Source organism: Deinococcus alpinitundrae (assembly GCF_009982895.1).
In the GTDB taxonomy this organism is placed as follows: domain Bacteria; phylum Deinococcota; class Deinococci; order Deinococcales; family Deinococcaceae; genus Deinococcus; species Deinococcus alpinitundrae.
The window spans coordinates 1-18,310 of sequence record NZ_WXZL01000044.1; the positions used below are offsets into that span (position 1 = coordinate 1).

An 18,310-nucleotide genomic window follows, 5' to 3' on the forward strand; every position below is an offset into this window, starting at 1 on the left:
CGGGAAACGTCGCTGGAAAATCGAGGCCCTCTTCAAAACCCTCAAGAGTCGCTTTGGCTTTGGGAAGTTCGGTCAACAGACCAAACGAGGCGTGCTGCGTTTCCTCTGCTTGAGTCTCCTCAGCTTCTTGCTGTGCCACTTTGAGTTCCTGGATCGCCCGGATCCGGGCGATCCAGCCTGGCCTGACTGGGGCAAATTGGCACGATACGTTCGACAGAAGTTCCTGGCCGAGGTACGCCTCGCGGAGTTATCTCTGGAAATGGATCAGCTGAATGCCGTTCACAACGCACTTCTTTGCATGGAGCTATAAACCGCAACATCTCAGATTGTTGAATGCGGTGACTGCTGGCGGCGTGCCCCTGTAGCGTTCAACTTGTACCAGCGCGGTATTCGCGCTCCCCCCCTGGGCCAGATCGGAGGTTCCGATGTCCAGGGTTAAAACATTGACGTCTCCATGTTTGCACAGTGGCTCGTCAGAATGATCGGCAGGGTCATACCATCCCCCTTCGTGAAACACAACCGCTCCCTGGCGCACCTCATCGTTGATGACCGCGCCCGCAAGAGACTGACCGCGGTCATTGAAAACCCTCACGACATCGCCAGACTTGATCCCTCTGGCCAAAGCGTCCGCCGGATGAAGGGTGATGGGTTCCCGGCCCGCGACTTCGTAGGTCTGCCGAAAGGCCGTGTTGCCCAGTTGCGAGTGCAGGCGGTGAGCTGGATGGGGGGACATCAAGTGCAGCGGATATTTCTCGGCTTTGGCTGCCCCCAACCATTCGACAGGCTCCATCCACGTGGGATGGGGCGGGCAACTGGCGTAATGGAAGCCCTCAATCGTCTGCGAATAGATTTCGATCTTTCCTGAAGGCGTACCCAATGGATTGGCCTCTGGATCCTCTCGGAAGTCCGCAAAACGCACGAAGTTTTTGGCATCCGCTGCCGGAGAAAACTCCACATACCCTTTCTTGATGAACTCATTAAAGGGCAGCATGGGGATCTTCTGAGCATCTGCTTGCTTCTTCGCATCTTTATAAAGAAATTCAATCCATTGCGACTCACTGCGCCCCTCAGTGAATTCTTCCTCGATGCCCAAGCGTTTGGAGAGCTCTGTGAAAATCCAGTAGTCCGATTTCGATTCGTAAAGCGGATCGATGATCTTCTGCATGACAAGGATCATCTTCTGCGAATAACTTCCCACCTGCGTAATGTCATCACGCTCAAACGTGGTGGAGGCGGGAAGAACGATATCAGCCATCTTTGCGGTTGCCGTCCAGAACGGGTCTTGAACGATGATCGTTTCCGGTTTACTACGCCACGCTCGAATGGTACGGTTACGGTCATAATGGTGCTGCATAGGGTTGCCGCCCGCCCAGTAGATCAGGTGAATGTCCGGGTACTTATAGGCTTTGCCCTTGTAGTTGAACGCTCCACCGCTCGGCCCAGCGCTGCTCCTGATGGAATCCAGTGGCCTGCGCTGCTTGCCGGTGGTGGACGGTCAACGGCTGCTGGGATTATTACTGGCCTCTGATCCACGCTTGGGCACGGCACCCCCCGATGCTCAGGTCAGCGAGTACGCGGTACCCACCACCGAGCAGATCCGGCCCGACATGCCCATTGAGCAGGCCGCCTTCCTGATGCTGCAACACGACGTGCGCGGCTTACCGGTGATTGACGCTCAGGAGCGGTTGGTCGGGGTCGTGACTGTCAGGGATCTGCTGAAAACGCTGGTCGAGGCACCGCCGGTGGTGCTGTGGAAATGACGCCGATGGACTGTCTCCGTCTGTCCTGACCCGTATGGCGGGGGCGCTGACTCATAGCACGGAGGCGAACCATGCTCGTGAAAGACGCTATGTACGGCTGCACCATCACCGTTTCGGAACCCACCACCTTGCTGGAAGTAGTGGTCATCATGGACATCTTGGGCATCACACCGCCTGCCAGTGACTTGGGGCAACAAAATGGAGGAAGCCACATGTCTGTCAAGACGAGTCGTGACAACCAAAGCCGGACACGCCCTGAGTACCGGCTCACATAGGTCCTCCCACATGACCTCCTCCGGTGGTTGAAAGAGACTTTCTCAGTACTGAATACGTGTCACCCACAGAAGTAAGCGGTCTGCCTTTGTTGTCATGCCTGCACTTTCTGAAAGCGGCGCTGCACGTGTGACCAAGCGTGCTCAATGGCCTGCGGGGTCGTCTCGAACAGGTGATGGCGGTTCGTCGTGAGCGCGCCCAACAATGTCATGCGGGTCAGCAGCGCCAGCGGTTGGGGCTGCATGCCGCTGAGCAGCAACGTGACCCCGTGCGCCTGCAGTTCCTGATGAATGCCTTCCAAGGCATGCGCGCCACTGGCGTCCAGGTGATGAACGCGCCGCAGCCGAAGAATGACGACGTCCACCTCCTGATTCGCGGTCAAGTTTTCCAGGAAGCGGCCAGCCACGCCGAAGAACAAAGGGCCTTCCACGCGGTAAGCCAGCACGCGGTCACGCAGCAGCGCCAGGTCGGCGTCACTGGGGGCGTCTTCTGTCACGTCCATCTTTTCGAGATGCAGGCTGCGGATCATCTGTTGAATGAAGAGCACCCCGGCCAGGGCCAACCCGACCTCAATGGCAAGAATCAGGTCGAAGGCGACCGTGACTGAGAGCGTGGCCAGCATGATGAAGAAGTCACTGCGAGTCGAGCGGCGCAGGGCCTGCCAGGCGTGGGTTTCAAACATGCGCAGCGCCGTGACCAGCAGGATGCCGGCCAGTACGCTCAGAGGAATCAGGGCAGCCGCGCGTCCCAGCAGGAGCACCACCAGCAGCAGGAACAGCGCGTGAATGATGCCGGTCAGCCGGGTCTGGCCACCGCTGCGCACACCGACGGCGGTGCGGGCAATTGCGCCGGTGGCAGGAATGCCGCCGAAGAGGGGGGCGACGATGTTGGCCAGTCCCTGACCGAAAAGTTCCCGGTCGGGAGCATGGCGTGCACCGCGTGTCATGCCGTCGGCCACCACCGCAGAGAGAAGGCTTTCGAGCCCCGCGAGGACGGCGACTGCGAGGGCGGCACTGAACAGCGCAGGAATGGAAGTGAAATTGATGGTGGGAAGATGGGGCAGCGGCAGACCAGCGGGAATGACGCCAATGCGGGGGACACCGAGGTGGAGGGCCAGGCTGAGGCCAGTGACGGTCAGCAGGGCGATGATGCCGCCTGGAACGCGGGTGGTGACTCGCGGCCACGCCAGCATGATGGCTGCGGTGGCGGTGGTCAGCGCGAGTGGGGCCAGTTGTGGAGCGCTCAAGAAGGTCCGGAGCACGGCGAGGGAAGTGAGCAGAATGCCTTCCCCTTTGGGTGCATGCAGGCCCAGGGCAGCAGGGAGTTGTTGGAGGGCGATGATGACGGCGATGCCGTTGGTAAAGCCCGTGATGACTGGCCAGGGGATCAGGTGAACGGCCCGGCCCAGGCGCAACAAGCTGGCGAGGATCAGCAGGCAGCCAGCCAGCAGGCCGATCACGAAGACCTGGGACAGCCCGTATTGGGCGATGACGGGGAGCAGGACGACGGTCATCGCGCCGGTGGGTCCGGTGATCTGGAAGCGGCTGCCTCCAAAGGCGCTGGCCACCAGGCCCGCAATGATGGCGGTGATCAGGCCAGCAGCGGCACCCGCGCCGCTGGTCACGCCAAACGCGAGGGCGAGAGGGAGGGCGACGATGCCGACCGTGACGCCAGCGAGGAGGTCTTGCAGGAAGCGGGCGCGGGTGTAGCCTTTAAACTCGGTTTTCCAGACGGGGATGGGATTGAGAACGTCAAGGGGGGAAGGAGAGGCGCGGGCCGGGACGCTCATCTCCTGACCACCTGTGCGTCGATCTCTTCCCGGTAGCGGTTTAACTGACGTTCGTAGAGTTGTCGGCCGAGGTCGAGGAAGATGTAGACCTCTGGGTCCTCGTTGCGGTAGTAGGCGAGGTTGCCTTCCTTGCGGAAGGTGATGAAGTGGTGGTTGCGGAGGATGGTGAGATGTTGACTGATGGTGGCCTGTTCGCCGCTGGTGAGTTCCTGGAGTTGTGTGACGGTTTTTTCTCCGTCTCGGAGGGCGTCGAGGATGGCGAGGCGGAGAGGGTGGGCGAGGCTTTTGAAGAGACTGGCTTTGTAAAGGTGGATGCTTTGCTTCATATTCAAATTATAATATACGAATGATCTAATATTTGAGGGTAACGTGAAGAAGAACAAGTGAGGATTACTCACCCCTTGGCGGGAAATTCAGTTCAAACCCTCGTGTGAACCCTCTGCGCGTCTTTCAGCTGTGTCCTGAGACCTGCCCCTGCTTAGCGCTGAGGCCGCCCTGCGGTGGGCCGCAAGCGATTATTGTGCGGAACCCATCCCAGCGTTTAGAGGTGGGCCGCCGCCGCGCGGATCACCGCTACGCTGCGCTCAAGCGCTTCTTGCTCCGGCGCGTCCAGTCTGGGCATCAAGGTCTCCAAAACTCCCGCGCCGCCCACCACCCGGGGCAAGCTGTAGGCCACGTCGCCCGGTGCCGAAGCGCTCACGGTCAAGACGCTGCGGCGGTCACGCAACACCGCCTCGGCAATCCGCGCCAGCGCCACGCCGATGCCGTAGTAGGTTGCCTGCTTACCCGCAATGATCTTCGCCGCCGCGCCGCGCACCGCCGCGTCAATTTCCGAGCGGAACAGGTCATCGAAAACCACGCCACGCCGCTGCAGAAATTCTCCGAGTGCTTGCCCCGCCACACTCACGCCTGACCAGGCCAGCACTTCCGAGTCGCCGTGCTCACCGAGAACGTAGCCGTGAACGTTCTGTGGGTCCAGCCCGGATCGCTCAGCCAGCAGGCTGCGGAAGCGGGCGCTGTCGAGCACGGTGCCCGACCCGATCACCGGTTGCGCAGGCGAGTGGGCGAGGAGGCGGGCCGTCAGGGTCGTCAGGACGTCCACCGGGTTGGTTGCCACCAACAAGACAGCGTCCGGAGCGGCCCGCGCCACCTGCGGCACCACGTCGCGGAACACGGCAGCGTTGCGCGCCAGTAGATCGAGCCGTGACTCGCCCGGCTTTTGGTTGACGCCCGCTGCCAGCACCACCACGCGGGCACCGTTCAGCTGTTCGTAGCCGCCGCTTGACACCCGGACGGCATGCGACATCGGCGCGGCGTGGGCGATATCGGCAGCCTCAGCCTCGGCCCGCCGTTCGTTCCTGTCGACCATCACCAGCTCCGAGCAACTGCCGCGCAGCACCATCGAGAAGGCTGTCGTCGCCCCGACGAGTCCTGCCCCGACCACGCCGACCTTCACGCGCATTTCCTGTTCATTTCGTCAAGCTGACATACCCGGCTTCCAGGAACAAGGCCGCTTTCCGGCAACGATCCCAGCATGGTCTTGCCTGATACGGACACCCATGACGGTAAGTGGTTCTGGCAAGTTAATCAGCGACGGGCTGAATGGAACCAGTGGTGGTCTGAACTTCAGATGACCGCTCCAACTGCGGCTCGCCATGCCAAATGGGCACTGTTTTGGTTCGATCTTCTGAGGTCGGCGGAAACGGTAGTGCAGGTAGGCTGGTGAAGGTTCGAGACGCGGGCATGCAAGGCGGCGGCCACCTGCGAGCGCCGGGTCTGGTAGAAGTCCAGCCCGATACTGCCCAGTACGATCACAATAATGATGGCGGCGTTGAGCCAGTCGCCCGAAATGACCGCCGCGATCAGCAGAATGGCAATCAACGACTGGACGAAATGGGCCAGGAGTTGGAAGATCAACGGTTTTGGTTTCGAGGTCGAAATCTCGTTCGGGCCAATCCGGGCCAGCAGCTCAACTACCGCCTGACTGCTCAGGCCGCTGATCTTGGCAGAAAGGGCCACACCAGCATCTTCGGCAATCGCCTCAGCCGTCATACCCCTCCAGACCTTCTGCCCTCCCTGTCGAGACTGGGCCCCCACCTGGCCCATTCAGGAGAGGGAAAGGCGGCCGCTAGCCCGAGCATGCCACTGGAAGTCTCTGCATGCGAATAGCAACCCCAACCTCACGCCGGAGCTTTTTCCCATACGCTGGCAAAATCCTGGGCGAACTGCCGAAAGGTGAGGGGGTCCCGGCCCAGCAGCCGCTTCGTGTCATGCGTCAGGTGCCCCGCCTTCCCCAGGGCCGCCACGGCATAAAGTGCCGTCATCACCAGTACGTAGCCGACAGCCTGATGACGTTCGTGCATCCTTTCCCAGAACTGGACCACATTCGGGTGCGGATAACGGATGGTGCGTCTCAGCACTTCTGAAAGAATCTGGGCGACCTCACTGTAGGTCAGGGCCTCGGCGCTCGTCAGCTCATATGCCTGCCGCACATGTCCTTCCCCGGTCAGCGTCAAGGCAGCAACTGCCGCCAGGTCGCGCACGTCGACGAAAGCGGTCCGCCCGTTTCCAGCTGGAATCATGATGTCGTCGTGAAGCCGGATATCGTCACGGTGGGTGGTGCTGAGGTTTTGCATGAAGAACGCCGCCCGCAGAAAGGTGTACTCCAGGCCTGAATGCTCCAGATGCTTCTCAATGGCGTGGTGCGGCACCAGGGGATTGCTCTGCGCTCCCTGAACCGACAGGAAGGTCACGGCCCGTACCCCCGCTGCCCGCATGGCGTCAATGGCCGGATTGATCAGGTGCTTGGCGTCGCTGATCTGGGGAGGCCGCAGCAGGAAGACGGCGTCCACTCCCTGGAAAGCCGGAGCGTAGGTGGCCTCCTCACCGAAGACAAATCGGACACGCTCAGTGTCTGCGGGCAGGTGGAGCTCAGGCTTTTCCAATTCGGTGACCGCTGCTACAACGTTCACCCTTTTTCCCTTCAGCGCCTTCACCACTTCACTCCCGACGTTTCCGGTTGCACCTGTGATTAGGATGGTCTTCATGGGTTTATCCTGCGCGGCCCCTGAACATCGTGTCTCCAGGGGTTCAAGTGAACTCGGCGAAACCGTCGTCGGTGATGACCCCGCTGCCACTGATCGCGTTGGCGGCGTCGCTCACCACAAAGGCCAAGACCGCAGCATGAGCTGAGGTGGGATGAGCGCACACGAGTGCACATCATTCCCACTGCGCTGCCCAGTTTCCTGCTGACCAGCTTGCCTTGGGCCAGCGTAGTCCCCAGCAGTTCAGCGCCGGGCAATCCTACGCCGAGCCGCACTCTACCCTTCATTCGGTCCATGATTTACCTCTGAGAAGTTCGAGACCTTGATGCTCCTGGAAAACTCTCTTCACCGTTCCAGGCTGCGCTTGATCGTCCCGAACTCTTCGGCAGTGAATTCCCCAAGGCATTTTCGGGCGATCGGGAGATCTCAAATCCGTATTTGCGAGCGACTGCACCTTCGCCGGAGAGGGGCAGGGGACCGCGTCTCACTTCACTCATGTACCGGCGGGTGAGCAGCGTCACGCCGACGGTCAACAGAATCCAGAAGGTCAGCATGTCACCCCCCTCAGCACCCGCCCATACCGTGGCCGTATCCCATCCCATATGAGGGACTCTGATGCGCAGACGTTACGAAGCCGTTACCAGGCAAGGCTGCTCTTTCCGAACGCGGTCGTGAGCAGATTGGAAGCTGAGGCAGACTGTGGCTCCATATGTTTTCATCCCTCGGCAGTGATCTTGGTCAGAACCATACCCAATACCGAGAGGCGCGCAGTACCCTGCGTTCAGAACGGCGTGGAAACCGCTGTGCGCGTTCTCTTCTACTCATCAAGGGGACGGAATGCCCACACTGAAGATCGTTACGTTCGGACAGACCCGTGTCACCCTGGATGGTCGGGACATCGCCTGGCACGCCACCAGCGCCCGCGATCTGTTCTTTTACCTCCTCTCGTTTCCAGATGGGCGCAGCCAGCGTGACGCGGCTCTGGCACTGTGGCCTGACGACGAAAACGAAAACGCAGCCAGCAGCAACCGCTTCCGGGTTGCGCTCCACCGGGTGCGCGCAGCGTTGGGGAAGACCGACTCGGTCTTCAAAGACTATGAGCGTTACCAACTGAGTCCAGAGGTGCTGGCCACCAGCGACGTGTTTGCCATGCAGGCTGCACTACATGAAGCCCGTCTTGCCAGCACTGGTCTTCCCTCCGGAACTCAAGCCACCCGCGAAGCCCTCCAGCGGGCCGTAGACCTCTACGGCGGTGGGTATCTGACCGAGGTGCGCGCCGACTGGGCAGACACCGCCCGTGAGGAATACAAGGCCAGCTACGTCCAGGCCACCCTGGAACTGTCGATGCTGCACTGCGAGGCCGCCGAATGCGACCTGGCGATTCGCCACCTGGCGCAGGCGTTACGCGCCGACCCATTGATTGGCGAGAACTACCATCAGGACCTGATGGCCTGCCTGGCGAGTGTCGAGAGCAAGTACGCTGCCGTCGAGCATTACCGGCGCTTCATCAAATACCTACGTAGTGACCTCGCTGACACACCGATGCTAGAAACGACTGCACTGGCTGAACGCCTCAAGGCAGGCGATTTCACATGCCCCCACCAGATCGGCACCCACGCCCCCTGTGCACGGCACCTGGCACAGCGCGCGGCTGGGGCGACGCTCCTTACGTTCGAGGCGGATGGAAGCGAGGTGCATGATTCACTGGAACGCGCTCAGCTGGGACTCAAGCTGGCCGACGCCCTGCAGCCCGCAGGGACGCTCGATGAAGTGGCGCACCTGACCCTCGAGGCCCTGGGCGAGGCGCTGAAGTTGGAGTCGCTGTTCATCTTCCTGGTCGATCTCGGGGTGCTGCGGATCAACAGGGTCTGGGGTGAAATCCCTCCTGAATTCCATCCACTTCTGGAGCTCGGCGCTCTGCCGCTGGACGCAGTCCCGCTCTGCCGCCAGGTTGTGCAGACCGGTGAGGCACACTACGCCGAGAATATTTCACTCCTCCCGACTGCCGGACCTGAGACGAATCCGACCGCCGCAGGAGCGGTGCCGATCTTCGGCGAGGCTGGCACTCTGGAGGCAGTGATGGCCGTCTCGCGTTCCCCACACGTGGGGACCTGGACCATGCATGAGCAGGCGCTCCTCACACAGGCGGGCCGGACATTGGGCTTCACCCTCAGAAAGGACGCGCTGTATGTCGGTGTGCCCAATTCAGCACACAGCGGAAGTTCTCTGGTAACGGGACGGTAAGGCCCACAGATCAGGCTGGCGACCGGGACTGAGGAGGTCACGTCTGTGTTACGCCAGATGCTTGTTGCGGTGAATTTCAGTGTGTGGAGTCGATATGCGGCCCAGCATACCTTCGACATGGCGCGTGCCATCGGCGGGCGGGTCACGCTGCTCCATGTGCTCGAAGCGCACGAGTCAGGACCCCTGAAATTGGAAGCGGCACAAACCCTCCTACGGGAGCTTAGTCTGCTGGCCCGCCGTCCGCCGAATTGCCTGATCGTTTCAGCCAGAAGCGAAATCAACGGACACAAGCCTGAAGTGGACGGCCCAACGGACGGTGTCAGGCGCGAAGATGGGGTCGCGCTGGCCATTCTGGATGTGGCCGATCAACTGGGCGCGGAACTGATCCTGATTGGCCTGCACGGTCAGGGGAGTTCCAACGGAAGGAGACTGGGGCAGGTCGTGGAGCAGGTGTTGCTGGACGCGCGCATACCAGTTCAGGTGGTGCCGTGCCGCTCGAACAGGCCAGTCATCAATCGCTGGAACGGTGCCCTGGCGGAGACGGCATCCTTCCGAACCCGGCATGGCGCTGCGCGCGACTGCTGAAACCATGCTGGAAAGAATTTCAGCGCACTGTAACGCTTCGGTAACTTGCTGAGAGCATGTTGATCAGGGTGACAGGAAGGCCCTCTGATGTTCGACTGGTAACGGCAAGCGCCCTTCAATCGACGCGATCTCAAACCCGGCGAACTCCGGGACATGCTTGTCACCACGCCGAATGAAGCCAAGACCGGATAGTAAATTCATTTTTCTTCTACCTAACCGTACGCAAGGCAGAGGCAGAAAGGAAGGAGACACCATGAGCGGCCGCAGGATACAGAGCGCGACAGGACAGGCGACCAGCTGTTGCAACTGACGGGACTGCCGGCGGGCCGTCAGATCCAGCCTGCCGTGCTGGGCTTGGCTTCTCAGCAGTTGCGCAGTGTTTATCTGCTGGCGGGGTTGGCCACGAGCGTGATCGGACACGTGTGTACGCTGAACCTCTGGCACTGCTGAGCCGAAATTTAGGACTTAAGGACGTTGTATGACTCTGAAGATCGTGATTGCTGTCGATGCTTCTCCCCACGCACAACTGGCTCTGAAGGTCGCACGGGCCCACTATCCCCACGCCCAAAGGCAACTCGTGACCGTGATCGATGAACGGACCCTCCCCGTCCGGGATGGGCTGATGGTTCCTTTGGAAGCCATGATGGCTGAAGCCCGGTATAGGCTCGACAAACAGGCCCTGACTGGCGAGCTGTGCAGTGTGATGAGTGGTGGAGCGGCAGAGACGCTGCTGAAGGCTGCAGAGCAGTTCGGAGCAGATGTGCTGGTGATGGGCACACATGGCCGATCCGGGCTGAACCGCTGGTTCGGCGGGTCGGTGGCCGAAACCGTAATGCGGCACGCTGACCTTCCAGTGCTGGTGGTACGAGAAGCAGATGTCGCGGAGGCGACACAGATCCTGAACAAAGAAAATGATTGGGCAAATGTGACGCCCTAAGCTGGAATCAGTTTGCTCCAGACTGCCGTTGTTCGAGCAGTTTGGAGCAAACTGATTTTAGTGCTCTGGCCTGCGTGTGCAGCGGCCCCTTCGGGAGCCGCTGCACATTTGCGGTCACGCAGCGCCTGTGGAAGGCGGGCTGTCGGGAGCGCGCCGCGCAGCGTCTTAAACACTTCACTGACGGTGGTCACGCCCAGCAGATGCCCGCCGTCAGTGGTTACTGACAGGCTATGAACATCCGCTTGGAGCAGGTCGAAGCGCGGGCGGGATCAGCGTCTCTCAAATCAGTGCCGCTGGCCTGAAGATCGCGGGTGCGGTCCGCGTGATGGACAGGCTCTGGGTGTTTTTTGCGCTGGCCCTGCTGCTCGTAATCATCATGTATCTGCCCATGCTGATCGGAATGCTGGTTAACCCGCATCCGGTGCCGGGCCTGCGCCTGTGGTGACGCGGCTTTGGTAACTCCGCGGTAATGCGCCGCGTCTACCTTCAGGGTGTCAAGGGAAGATTCACTATGACGATCATGAAAAGCTCAGATCGGACCGTCGGTCCACCGACCCGGCTGGAAATTCTAGAGCCGAATATCACCCGGTTTCTTGGCCTGCAGAGGAACCGGGAGCCCCACGGTGGTCATCGACGCTGGCTGGGGTGGTTTCTCGACGCCTTGGCACACTGTGCAGTCGGGGGTGGCGCGGCGGACCACCAGGGTCTGTACCTGCGACCTGGCGGGAATGGGCTACAGCGAACCCAGCCCCTTGCCGCGCGACGCCTCGCACTTCGAGGGCGAGTTGCACACCCTGCTCCAGCGGGCGGGTGTCCCCGGGCCATACGTGATGGTCGGGCACTCGCTGGGCGGACTGACAACGCGCATTTTCGTCCACCGTCATCCTTCAGAGGTGGCCGGTGTGGTGCTGATCGAGTCGATGAGCCCAGAGCAGGTGGGCACGTCCACCCCGGTGGTCCAGCCGACGCCCACGCCAGCCGTGACCACCCATGCCCAGGGCTTTGGCTTCGTCTCAGCCGCTGCCCGACTCGGCTTGGTCCGGATGCTCGCGGGAGCGCTCGGTGTGGCGAAGGGCCTGCCGCAAGCAGATGCCGGCGAGTACACCGCGTTGACCGTGACCCCGGGGTACTTCCAGGCCATGGCCGACGAGGGGGCAGGGATACCAGCCAGCCTGGCGCAAGCGGACGAAGTGACGAGCTTCGGCGATCTGCCGCTCACCGTCCTGACGCGCGGACTCGACCCAGACCCGGTCTGGCAGGCCAAGCAGCGCGGGTTGCTGCGGCTGTCATCCAGGAGCACCCAGGTCACCGCCACCCACAGCGCCCACAGCGTCTGGCTGGATGAACCTCAGGTCGCCGTCGACGCCATTGTAAATATGATCGAGCAGGTGCGCTGACAGCAGGATGGGCCCTGGGAGAGCCTCTGGCAGGCCCGAGGGATAATGGCCCTGGGACATATGAAAGACCTGGTGGACTGCGAAGGCAGCCAGTTGATGAGAGGTCAGCCCGACGGGCAACTCCGACCGCAGAATGTCGCGACAGGCAGAAGCTCATCGAGCATGATGGATGAGCTGGCCAGCAGCTGAGTCTCCTCGGCTTGAACTCTGTAAGGTAAAGGAGGGCCTACTTGATGGGGCTCTTCTTCCCTGTAGGAGTGCGTTAATGCGTGAACGTTGAAACTCAGAAACAAACTATGAATGCCTACATAATATGTGAGCAGATTCACCGGGACGTCGCCCGGCTGAGCAGGCCGCCGATCCGGTTTTTCTCTGGGCGCACGTCATGACCGATTTCAGCAGGAACCTGAAGAACACGTAAGAAGCCGTTGCAATGACTCAGACCTTTGACAGCTTGGCCCTGCGTGAACTCCTGATCTTGCTCCCGGACTTCACCACTCGACTCAATGACACCCTCCGGCCCTGGCGAGGAGCCCTCCCCCTCCCGGGGACAGTCGCCCTCAACTTGGACGGGCTTTCCCCTTCCAAGTTATGGACTGCCTATATGGAAGCCCTCCGCTGGCGCCTGGAAGCCGAAACAGGCATTCTCCGCCGCCCAGCACCCATCCCACTGCACCCGCTGGAAGTCCAGGATCCCCTGCGAATACGAGCCCAGTTAGAACAAGGGCTGCAGGCCCTGTGGCGCGAACGGGCCGATGTCTTGAAAGGAGAGAAGCTCAGCGACGATGCCTTGAAAGTCTTGTGGCGACTGCTTCAGGCCGCCCGGTCGGGCGAGCCGTACCGCCAACTCCCAGCCCAACGGGAAGGCGTGGCTTTACGCACGCTGCTCGACGCCACCGTATTGCCGTTACTCAGTGGGCCATTGCAACTCTGTCCGCCCGTTGGAGATCTACGGTACGGCGATACCTTGATCTTGCTGAGTCTGAGCGACACCGGAACCTTTCCCCACAGCCATTGGCAGATGACGGCCGCCGCCTTCGTGCTGGATACGGTCTTCGGTGAAGGTGAGCTCGAGCAGATCACCTGGCTGTATCCCCGTCGGCAAGCAACGATCTCGTTTCATCCGGATGCATTGTTCGAGTTCGGGCGTGGTCGTGCAGTGGGCCGTGATTTTCGTCGTCAACTGGTTAAGTTGCCAGAACCCATGCGTGACCCTTATGACAGGTTGGCTTTAACGTTGAAAGCTGAGTTCACATGTCATCCTGATCTACGCATGTCGACAAGCAGATTCTCGAACAGACTGCCAGGGACCTGCTGCCGCACGGGTGACAGGAATTCTGGGAAGAGCATGATCTGTCCCCGGCGTTCGCATCGCAACAGATGCTCGATGTGAGCGTGGTAGCGCTGACTGGGCAAGACCAGCAGGTTGTCCCTGGTGTTGTTGGTGGAGTCGCCGTCACGGTGATGGACAATCTCGCCGGGTTCCAGTGGACGCCCAAGGTACGAGGCTGCGAGTTGGCGAGGGTAGAGCAGTTTGCGCCTAGCCTTCCTGTCCCAGACCTGCAGGTAGTGTTTTCTCCCCATCTTCCCCTCCCCCGATGCTCACCGCCGCTTGACTCCTGTGGCTTGGTTTCCCCATCGGTCGGGTCTAAACTTGGTCACAGTATAACATTTTAGCAGTAAAGCGTTTTACTGACTTTAGCTGCCATGCCGTTCGAGGTACTCGACCAAGGCCTGATGAAGGACGCTTTTGATGCTGACCCGCTCACCACCCCGCACCTTGCGCGCCTTCAGCTGTGCGACGTGAATCTGCAAACGGCGGCTGACGTCCGCGTCCAGGTAATTGGTGAAGCGAACTTCCTGGACCGGAAACTCCTCAACAACTGGCTCAAGTTGGCTGTTTACTGTTTTACTGCTTTGCTGCAGTCCTTTCAACACCCCGAACTTGGAAGCTTTCTCATCGGACATCCCGGACCACCTCCCGGCTGACGAGTTCATAGTCCATCCAGACCAACTTGGCGTACCGATCACCCTTGACGTCCCGAACGCAGACGCCCTCCCGGGCAGCCTTGCTGATGGCCACGGCGTGCCGTATATCGCGGCTGAACATCGGGATGCCGCCTTCATCCAGTTCCAGACGCAAATCCAGTCCATCCGAATTGGGGGCTGGGGGAACGTCCGTCAGCAGGACCCGGTAATTGTGCACGCCTGCCTCGATCAGCGGCTCCAGGGTTGCCACCAGCCCGTCGGCACTCACACCGTCAGGTTTAGTTGGGACGATCAGCAGTGCAGAGTTGTGGGCCAGCTCAACCAGTTCTGCCTGGCCCTCGCCTCCCTTCGTGTCGAGCACGACGAAGTCATACCCTGCCCCAGGCTCCGGCTGTTGGATGAACGCACTGAACAAGGTGGTCTCGAATTTCCATCCGGTGTACCCTTCCTTCTTGCCGGTCCACTTGACTGCAGAACGCAACCGTTCGTCAGCGTCCACCAGCAGGGTGCGATGTTGTTGACCGAGGTGAGCGGCCAGGGTGACGGCCGTGGTGGTCTTCCCGACCCCCCCCTTCTCTGAAGCGACACTGATGAGTTTCATTGTCAGGCAGCTTAGCAGCAAAGCTGTAAACGGTATAGCAGAATACCGGAAAAGCAGTAAAGCTGCATAACGGCAATCCACACCGAGAGGTTCTGTACGCTCAATTTCCGCTCCTCACTGCCAGAGGAGTAGGAAGTATAACAGAATACCATTTTAACAGTATTCTGTTATACGGGTTTTTGATAGCTTGAGGTTGACCTCTGTTCAGCCTCCCAACCAGCTGCATCGTCGCTATGCCTCTAGATGAACAGCCAGGTCAGGAAGCATCCACTGGTAACACAGCAGCCCCTTAAGCCCACGCAATGAGCACTGGATCTTTGCTTCAGTCTGCCGGAGACCCCGGGTGCAGCCGCGCACTTTGGTCGGTACTCAGGCAATCGCACGCTGCGGGGTGTCCGTCTCCTTGTCCCCCTCAGACTGTCCGTCCTAGGGAAGGCAGACAGATCAGCTCGGGCTGAATTCACCCGTGCCATAGTTAATGTATGTTATCTATGGGGTATGCCTCTCACCCTTGACGTCTACCGAGTCAACGCTCTCGATCGGGCCCGAAACTGGAACGACCTCGAATCAGGGGAGAGGAGACGCCGCGCGGTGGTCGCTGCCCGCGACAAGGACAGAGAAGCCCTCTGGAGTCTGACCGAGGCCTACCTGGTCCTGAACGGCGCGAGCGGCACCAGCGTCAGTCCCCGAACGTTGAAGGCCTATCGCTGGGCCATCGACCGGTTCCTGATCTATGCGGGCGACCAAGCCTTCAACCTGCTCTCTCCAGGGTTGTGTTGCCTTAACTCGGCCTCTGGCAGACAGAGGGCAGGGGTGGCCTGAACTTCAGGCCACCCCTGCCGCGACGGTTGACCACGTCTGGAACGCTCGTTTCTGATTGATTCTTCTCACTGCGGCGCAAACACTGGTGCGGGAATGATGGTGGAGATTGGTCATCCGGGTGTGCAAGCTCAGGAATTCTTGAGTACGTTTCCGTCGTCTGAATCCCTGCTGACTTCGCTCTTGTCGCCGTGTGGCTCGATGTTCCTGCTCAATCAGGTTGTTACAGCGGGCCTTGGAGATCACCGCCTGATGGTCAACGTCAACCAGGCTTGGAATCTCCTGAATCGCCGCTCCGTAACTCTGGAGCTGATCGGTACGAATGACCTCTGGGACATCGTATTCTCCCAACAGCCGGGTCAGGAAGGTCTTCGCCGCTTCGGTGTCCCGATGCCGCTGGAGGAGAATGTCGAGCACGAACCCGTACTCGTCTACGGCCCTCCAAAGCCAGTGTCGAATACCATCAACTGTTGTACAGACCTCGTCCAGGTGCCACCGGGAACCCCGACGGGGTTCCCGGTGACGAAGATGTTCAGCGAAGAGGGGCCCAAACTTGATGCACCACTCGCGGAGGGTCTCATGGCTGACCTGAATGCCACGCTGGTGCAGCAATTCTTGAACATCTCTGTAGCTGATCGGGAAGCGGTGGTACAGCCACACAGCGTGCTGGATGATGGTCATTGGGAAACGGTGGCGGTAGGGCTTCGGGTCGGTCATGGCGGGTCAGCTTACCCCACGCCGATTAAGGCAACACAACCCCCCGACGTTCACCACCGTTACCTTGGGAATACTCGTCAGTACCTTCGCGCTGGCGCTCAGGCCGCTGCGGAGGGTGGTATTTATGTCGCTCGTCCTGAAGGGGCGGATCACAACCCAATTCTAAAGAAGCGGCAGAGCAGCCTGAGCATGAATACAGCGGGCTTCAAAGACCTAGCTTACTGGCTGTCGGAGTTGGCCTGGGCTGGAACGAAGATGCCGGATTTGAGGTTTCGCAATGGGATGTTCGTTATGCGCACAAGCAAAGCGGGAACGATGCCGTCCGCAGTGTAGGGTCTGAGTTGGTCCAAATTGCTAACAAAGTGAATATGTGGCTGATCACTATTCATTATAAACCTGCCTTTTGAATTGACCTGCGCTACATCCGCAAAGTAACTGCCGTCTGTATACTTGATCAGTGACATGACTACCTCTCCCGCCTTGAGACTCGTTTGAATAGAGTGTCTTGAAAGTATGGGGAGAGGATAAGCTTGGTTCCTGCCAATAGAAGCCATTCTGGCTGACCAGCCCGCTTGTAGATTAGGAGAAGTGAGAATACCTATCAACGTCGGTGCCAGGTCACGATAAAATGTGTTCCCTTTCACAGGCTGATTGTCGGTGCCGAGTTGTAGACGCAGGTCACCGAAAGTCAAAATCGGATTGTTGTAACCTGCCAACTCAAGCTTCGGGGTGACGGGTTCTCGAACGGTACTGATAATCAGGAAAGTGGCATTGATGTAACCCTGATTGTTGTGTCTGAATTCCGGCTCTAGTAAGCGGTTTCTGCCATTCGCGTAGTGGACTTCCAAGTCTCCGGAAGGCAGGAAGACAGAGGCAACATCAGTCGTTGCAAAGGCGTTCTTGACATCGCTGAGGCTGACGAAAGCTCCGGCATCAGGAGGAGGGCGGGTGAGCAGGGAGCAAGTGGCGGCGCTCTCCAGTGGGGTGGGGGGCTTTGAAGGCTTACTCTCTGTGGCACAGCGGGGTGTGACGGGCCGTGAGGATAGGGCAGGGAGGCTGATTGGTCCGCTTCCGCCACCCGCTGCCGCGTACAGCACAGCGCTGAGGGTGAGGGCGGCGGCTCCGGCGGCGATGAGTATTTTGGGCATTAGATACACCTGGGTCATTCCGGCGCTCACGCGGGCGGGTGAACCCAGCTCCGCGAGCGCACGAGCAAGGGCTCCAGGCGGGGATGCGCCGAGCAGCTGAAATTGTTCGGCGCGCGTCAGCAGATGTTCTTCCAACTCGTCCCAGACTTCCTGCTGCCGCTCCTTGGGCAATCCCCAGGTGGCGCGGCGCAGGTAAGCCCGGACGGCGGGCGAGGTTGTCAGGAGCGTCGTCGTGGTTGGACTGGCCTTGTTCACAGCCCGCTCAGGCGCTGCACGGCCCCCGTGAACGCGTTGAACTCGGCACGTTTGTCTTGCAGGGTTTGCCGCCCCGCGTCAGTGAGGACGTAATACTTGCGCGGTTTGCCGTTGCGTCCCAGCTCACCGAGTTGCCCGGCGAGCTGCCCGTCCTGTTCCAGGCGGTGCAGCGCCGGATACAGACTGCCTTCCTTGAACTCGAAGTAACCGCCGGTGCGTTCCTTGGCCGCCTGAAGGATGGCGAAGCCGTAGAGCGGCCCGCGTTCCAGAATGGTGAGCAGGATCAGATCGAGGTTGCCGCGCAGCAGATCAGGATTCATGGAAGCCTCCGCAAGTCGAGAGCCTAAGGCGTTGACCACACAGCGTCCCATACGGCTGCCGCCCCCACATAGCTATGTCTGACTACATAGTCCGTCTAGGTATCGGATTTGTCAAGTTCTACCTCAGGATTTTGTCGATCAGGCAGCGGGCCTCTTCGACCTGCCCAGGCTGTTTGGCCTGGGCCTCCAGCGCCGTCACCTTGACCTGAGCCGCCGCAACGTACCCGCGCTGCTCGCCGAGCATGGTCTGGAGTGCTGCCTTCTGGCCTTCTCGCGTTGCGAGCGCTGCGAAGTTCTTTGAGCCGGTGGCCTTCAGCACCATGATTTCCTCGACTGGAGTGAACCCAAAACGCAGGACCAGCAGGCAAGTCACTTCTAGGTTGGATGATAGCGGGCAGCGAACTCGGCAGGGGGGACATAGCCAAGACTGGA

At 60.1% G+C, this 18,310-nt stretch carries 20 protein-coding genes and 1 pseudogene; 8 read left to right on the forward strand and 13 right to left on the reverse strand.

Going from position 1 to position 18,310, the window contains the following annotated elements:
• Positions 1-310: transposase (locus GUI70_RS21055; RefSeq protein WP_161884250.1), on the forward strand; the 310-nt coding region annotated here is incomplete at its 5' end.
• On the opposite strand, the gene GUI70_RS21060 is transcribed toward GUI70_RS21055, so the two are convergent.
• Positions 305-1,465, reverse strand: a complete 1,161-nt coding sequence (locus GUI70_RS21060; protein ID WP_306468321.1) for a molybdopterin dinucleotide binding domain-containing protein — start codon at positions 1,463-1,465, stop codon at positions 305-307. The two genes, GUI70_RS21055 and GUI70_RS21060, sit on opposite strands and share 6 nt — an antisense overlap.
• Here GUI70_RS21060 and GUI70_RS21065 point away from each other — a divergent pair.
• Positions 1,419-1,760 (forward strand): CBS domain-containing protein, encoded by a 342-nt coding sequence (locus GUI70_RS21065; RefSeq protein ID WP_161884252.1) that lies wholly within the window; start codon positions 1,419-1,421, stop codon positions 1,758-1,760. The two genes, GUI70_RS21060 and GUI70_RS21065, sit on opposite strands and share 47 nt — an antisense overlap.
• Before the next feature lie 367 nt (positions 1,761-2,127).
• Here GUI70_RS21065 and GUI70_RS21070 read toward each other — a convergent pair whose 3' ends face one another.
• The 5 genes from GUI70_RS21070 to GUI70_RS21090 form a co-directional block, all read right to left on the reverse strand.
• Positions 2,128-3,822: a SulP family inorganic anion transporter gene (locus GUI70_RS21070; protein ID WP_161884253.1), complete on the reverse strand. Its 1,695-nt coding sequence runs from the start codon at positions 3,820-3,822 to the stop codon at positions 2,128-2,130.
• A complete protein-coding gene (locus GUI70_RS21075) occupies positions 3,819-4,148 on the reverse strand; it encodes an ArsR/SmtB family transcription factor (protein ID WP_161884254.1) in 330 nt (109 codons plus the stop codon). Before GUI70_RS21075 ends, GUI70_RS21070 begins: the two co-directional genes overlap by 4 nt.
• A 215-nt stretch (positions 4,149-4,363) precedes the next feature.
• Positions 4,364-5,278, reverse strand: coding sequence for an L-lactate dehydrogenase (locus GUI70_RS21080; RefSeq protein ID WP_161884268.1), 915 nt, complete (start codon positions 5,276-5,278; stop codon positions 4,364-4,366).
• Positions 5,279-5,448: 170 nt separating this feature from the next.
• Positions 5,449-5,874, reverse strand: a complete 426-nt coding sequence (locus GUI70_RS26085) for a cation-transporting P-type ATPase (RefSeq protein WP_161884255.1) — start codon at positions 5,872-5,874, stop codon at positions 5,449-5,451.
• A gap of 128 nt (positions 5,875-6,002) precedes the next feature.
• Entirely contained in the window at positions 6,003-6,869 is an 867-nt protein-coding gene (locus GUI70_RS21090) for an NmrA family NAD(P)-binding protein (RefSeq protein WP_161884256.1), read from the reverse strand.
• A gap of 834 nt (positions 6,870-7,703) precedes the next feature.
• On the opposite strand from GUI70_RS21090, the gene GUI70_RS21095 reads away from it, so the two are divergent.
• From GUI70_RS21095 to GUI70_RS24675, 5 genes are all read left to right on the forward strand, one after another.
• Positions 7,704-9,110 (forward strand): BTAD domain-containing putative transcriptional regulator, encoded by a 1,407-nt coding sequence (locus GUI70_RS21095; protein ID WP_161884257.1) that lies wholly within the window; start codon positions 7,704-7,706, stop codon positions 9,108-9,110.
• Positions 9,111-9,155: 45 nt separating this feature from the next.
• Positions 9,156-9,695, forward strand: a complete 540-nt coding sequence (locus tag GUI70_RS21100; protein ID WP_161884258.1) for a universal stress protein — start codon at positions 9,156-9,158, stop codon at positions 9,693-9,695.
• A gap of 478 nt (positions 9,696-10,173) precedes the next feature.
• A complete protein-coding gene (locus GUI70_RS21105) occupies positions 10,174-10,632 on the forward strand; it encodes a universal stress protein (RefSeq protein WP_161884259.1) in 459 nt (152 codons plus the stop codon).
• Positions 10,633-11,255: 623 nt separating this feature from the next.
• On the forward strand, positions 11,256-12,029 hold the full coding sequence (locus GUI70_RS21110; protein WP_161884260.1) for an alpha/beta fold hydrolase: 774 nt from the start codon (positions 11,256-11,258) through the stop codon (positions 12,027-12,029).
• Positions 12,030-12,633: 604 nt separating this feature from the next.
• Positions 12,634-13,422, forward strand: a complete 789-nt coding sequence (locus GUI70_RS24675) for a hypothetical protein (protein ID WP_237725093.1) — start codon at positions 12,634-12,636, stop codon at positions 13,420-13,422.
• Positions 13,423-13,445: 23 nt separating this feature from the next.
• On the opposite strand, the pseudogene GUI70_RS24680 reads toward GUI70_RS24675, so the two are convergent.
• From GUI70_RS24680 to GUI70_RS21125, 3 genes and pseudogenes are all read right to left on the reverse strand, one after another.
• Positions 13,446-13,613, reverse strand: a pseudogene (locus tag GUI70_RS24680) (HNH endonuclease); the annotation flags it as partial.
• A gap of 114 nt (positions 13,614-13,727) precedes the next feature.
• On the reverse strand, positions 13,728-13,997 hold the full coding sequence (locus tag GUI70_RS21120) for a hypothetical protein (RefSeq protein WP_161884262.1): 270 nt from the start codon (positions 13,995-13,997) through the stop codon (positions 13,728-13,730).
• Positions 13,987-14,619 carry a ParA family protein gene (locus GUI70_RS21125; protein WP_161884263.1) on the reverse strand — a complete coding sequence of 211 codons (633 nt, stop codon included), beginning with the start codon at positions 14,617-14,619 and terminating at the stop codon, positions 13,987-13,989. The genes GUI70_RS21120 and GUI70_RS21125 overlap by 11 nt, the downstream gene beginning before the upstream one ends.
• 498 nt (positions 14,620-15,117) lie before the next feature.
• On the opposite strand from GUI70_RS21125, the gene GUI70_RS24100 reads away from it, so the two are divergent.
• The gene (locus GUI70_RS24100) at positions 15,118-15,441 is read left to right on the forward strand and encodes a hypothetical protein (RefSeq protein ID WP_202630547.1); all 324 of its coding nucleotides are present in this window, start codon (positions 15,118-15,120) and stop codon (positions 15,439-15,441) included.
• Between the two features lie 3 nt (positions 15,442-15,444).
• Here the strand turns inward: GUI70_RS24100 and GUI70_RS21135 are convergent, their stop codons facing one another.
• The 4 genes from GUI70_RS21135 to GUI70_RS21150 all read right to left on the reverse strand — a co-directional run bounded on the left by GUI70_RS21135 (position 15,445) and on the right by GUI70_RS21150 (position 18,251).
• Positions 15,445-16,155: an IS6 family transposase gene (locus tag GUI70_RS21135; RefSeq protein WP_161884264.1), complete on the reverse strand. Its 711-nt coding sequence runs from the start codon at positions 16,153-16,155 to the stop codon at positions 15,445-15,447.
• 218 nt (positions 16,156-16,373) lie between these two features.
• Positions 16,374-17,558 carry an HAAS signaling domain-containing protein gene (locus tag GUI70_RS21140; protein ID WP_161884265.1) on the reverse strand — a complete coding sequence of 395 codons (1,185 nt, stop codon included), beginning with the start codon at positions 17,556-17,558 and terminating at the stop codon, positions 16,374-16,376.
• Positions 17,555-17,878, reverse strand: coding sequence for a PadR family transcriptional regulator (locus GUI70_RS21145; protein WP_161884266.1), 324 nt, complete (start codon positions 17,876-17,878; stop codon positions 17,555-17,557). Before GUI70_RS21145 ends, GUI70_RS21140 begins: the two co-directional genes overlap by 4 nt.
• A 118-nt stretch (positions 17,879-17,996) precedes the next feature.
• On the reverse strand, positions 17,997-18,251 hold the full coding sequence (locus tag GUI70_RS21150) for a hypothetical protein (protein WP_161884267.1): 255 nt from the start codon (positions 18,249-18,251) through the stop codon (positions 17,997-17,999).
• Between the last annotated feature and the right edge of the window lie 59 nt (positions 18,252-18,310).

Excerpts from the sequence above, each read along its gene's own strand:
- GUI70_RS21070 (WP_161884253.1), bottom strand. The coding sequence starts at position 3,822 with ATGAGCGTCCCGGCCCGCGCCTCTCCTTCCCCCCTTGACGTTCTCAAT.
- GUI70_RS21075 (WP_161884254.1), bottom strand. The coding sequence starts at position 4,148 with ATGAAGCAAAGCATCCACCTTTACAAAGCCAGTCTCTTCAAAAGCCTC.
- GUI70_RS26085 (WP_161884255.1), bottom strand. The coding sequence starts at position 5,874 with ATGACGGCTGAGGCGATTGCCGAAGATGCTGGTGTGGCCCTTTCTGCC.
- GUI70_RS21090 (WP_161884256.1), bottom strand. The coding sequence starts at position 6,869 with ATGAAGACCATCCTAATCACAGGTGCAACCGGAAACGTCGGGAGTGAA.
- GUI70_RS21095 (WP_161884257.1), top strand. The coding sequence starts at position 7,704 with ATGCCCACACTGAAGATCGTTACGTTCGGACAGACCCGTGTCACCCTG.
- GUI70_RS21105 (WP_161884259.1), top strand. The coding sequence starts at position 10,174 with ATGACTCTGAAGATCGTGATTGCTGTCGATGCTTCTCCCCACGCACAA.
- GUI70_RS24675 (WP_237725093.1), top strand. The coding sequence starts at position 12,634 with ATGGAAGCCCTCCGCTGGCGCCTGGAAGCCGAAACAGGCATTCTCCGC.
- GUI70_RS21120 (WP_161884262.1), bottom strand. The coding sequence starts at position 13,997 with ATGTCCGATGAGAAAGCTTCCAAGTTCGGGGTGTTGAAAGGACTGCAG.
- GUI70_RS21125 (WP_161884263.1), bottom strand. The coding sequence starts at position 14,619 with ATGAAACTCATCAGTGTCGCTTCAGAGAAGGGGGGGGTCGGGAAGACC.
- GUI70_RS24100 (WP_202630547.1), top strand. The coding sequence starts at position 15,118 with ATGCCTCTCACCCTTGACGTCTACCGAGTCAACGCTCTCGATCGGGCC.
- GUI70_RS21135 (WP_161884264.1), bottom strand. The coding sequence starts at position 16,155 with ATGACCGACCCGAAGCCCTACCGCCACCGTTTCCCAATGACCATCATC.
- GUI70_RS21145 (WP_161884266.1), bottom strand. The coding sequence starts at position 17,878 with ATGAATCCTGATCTGCTGCGCGGCAACCTCGATCTGATCCTGCTCACC.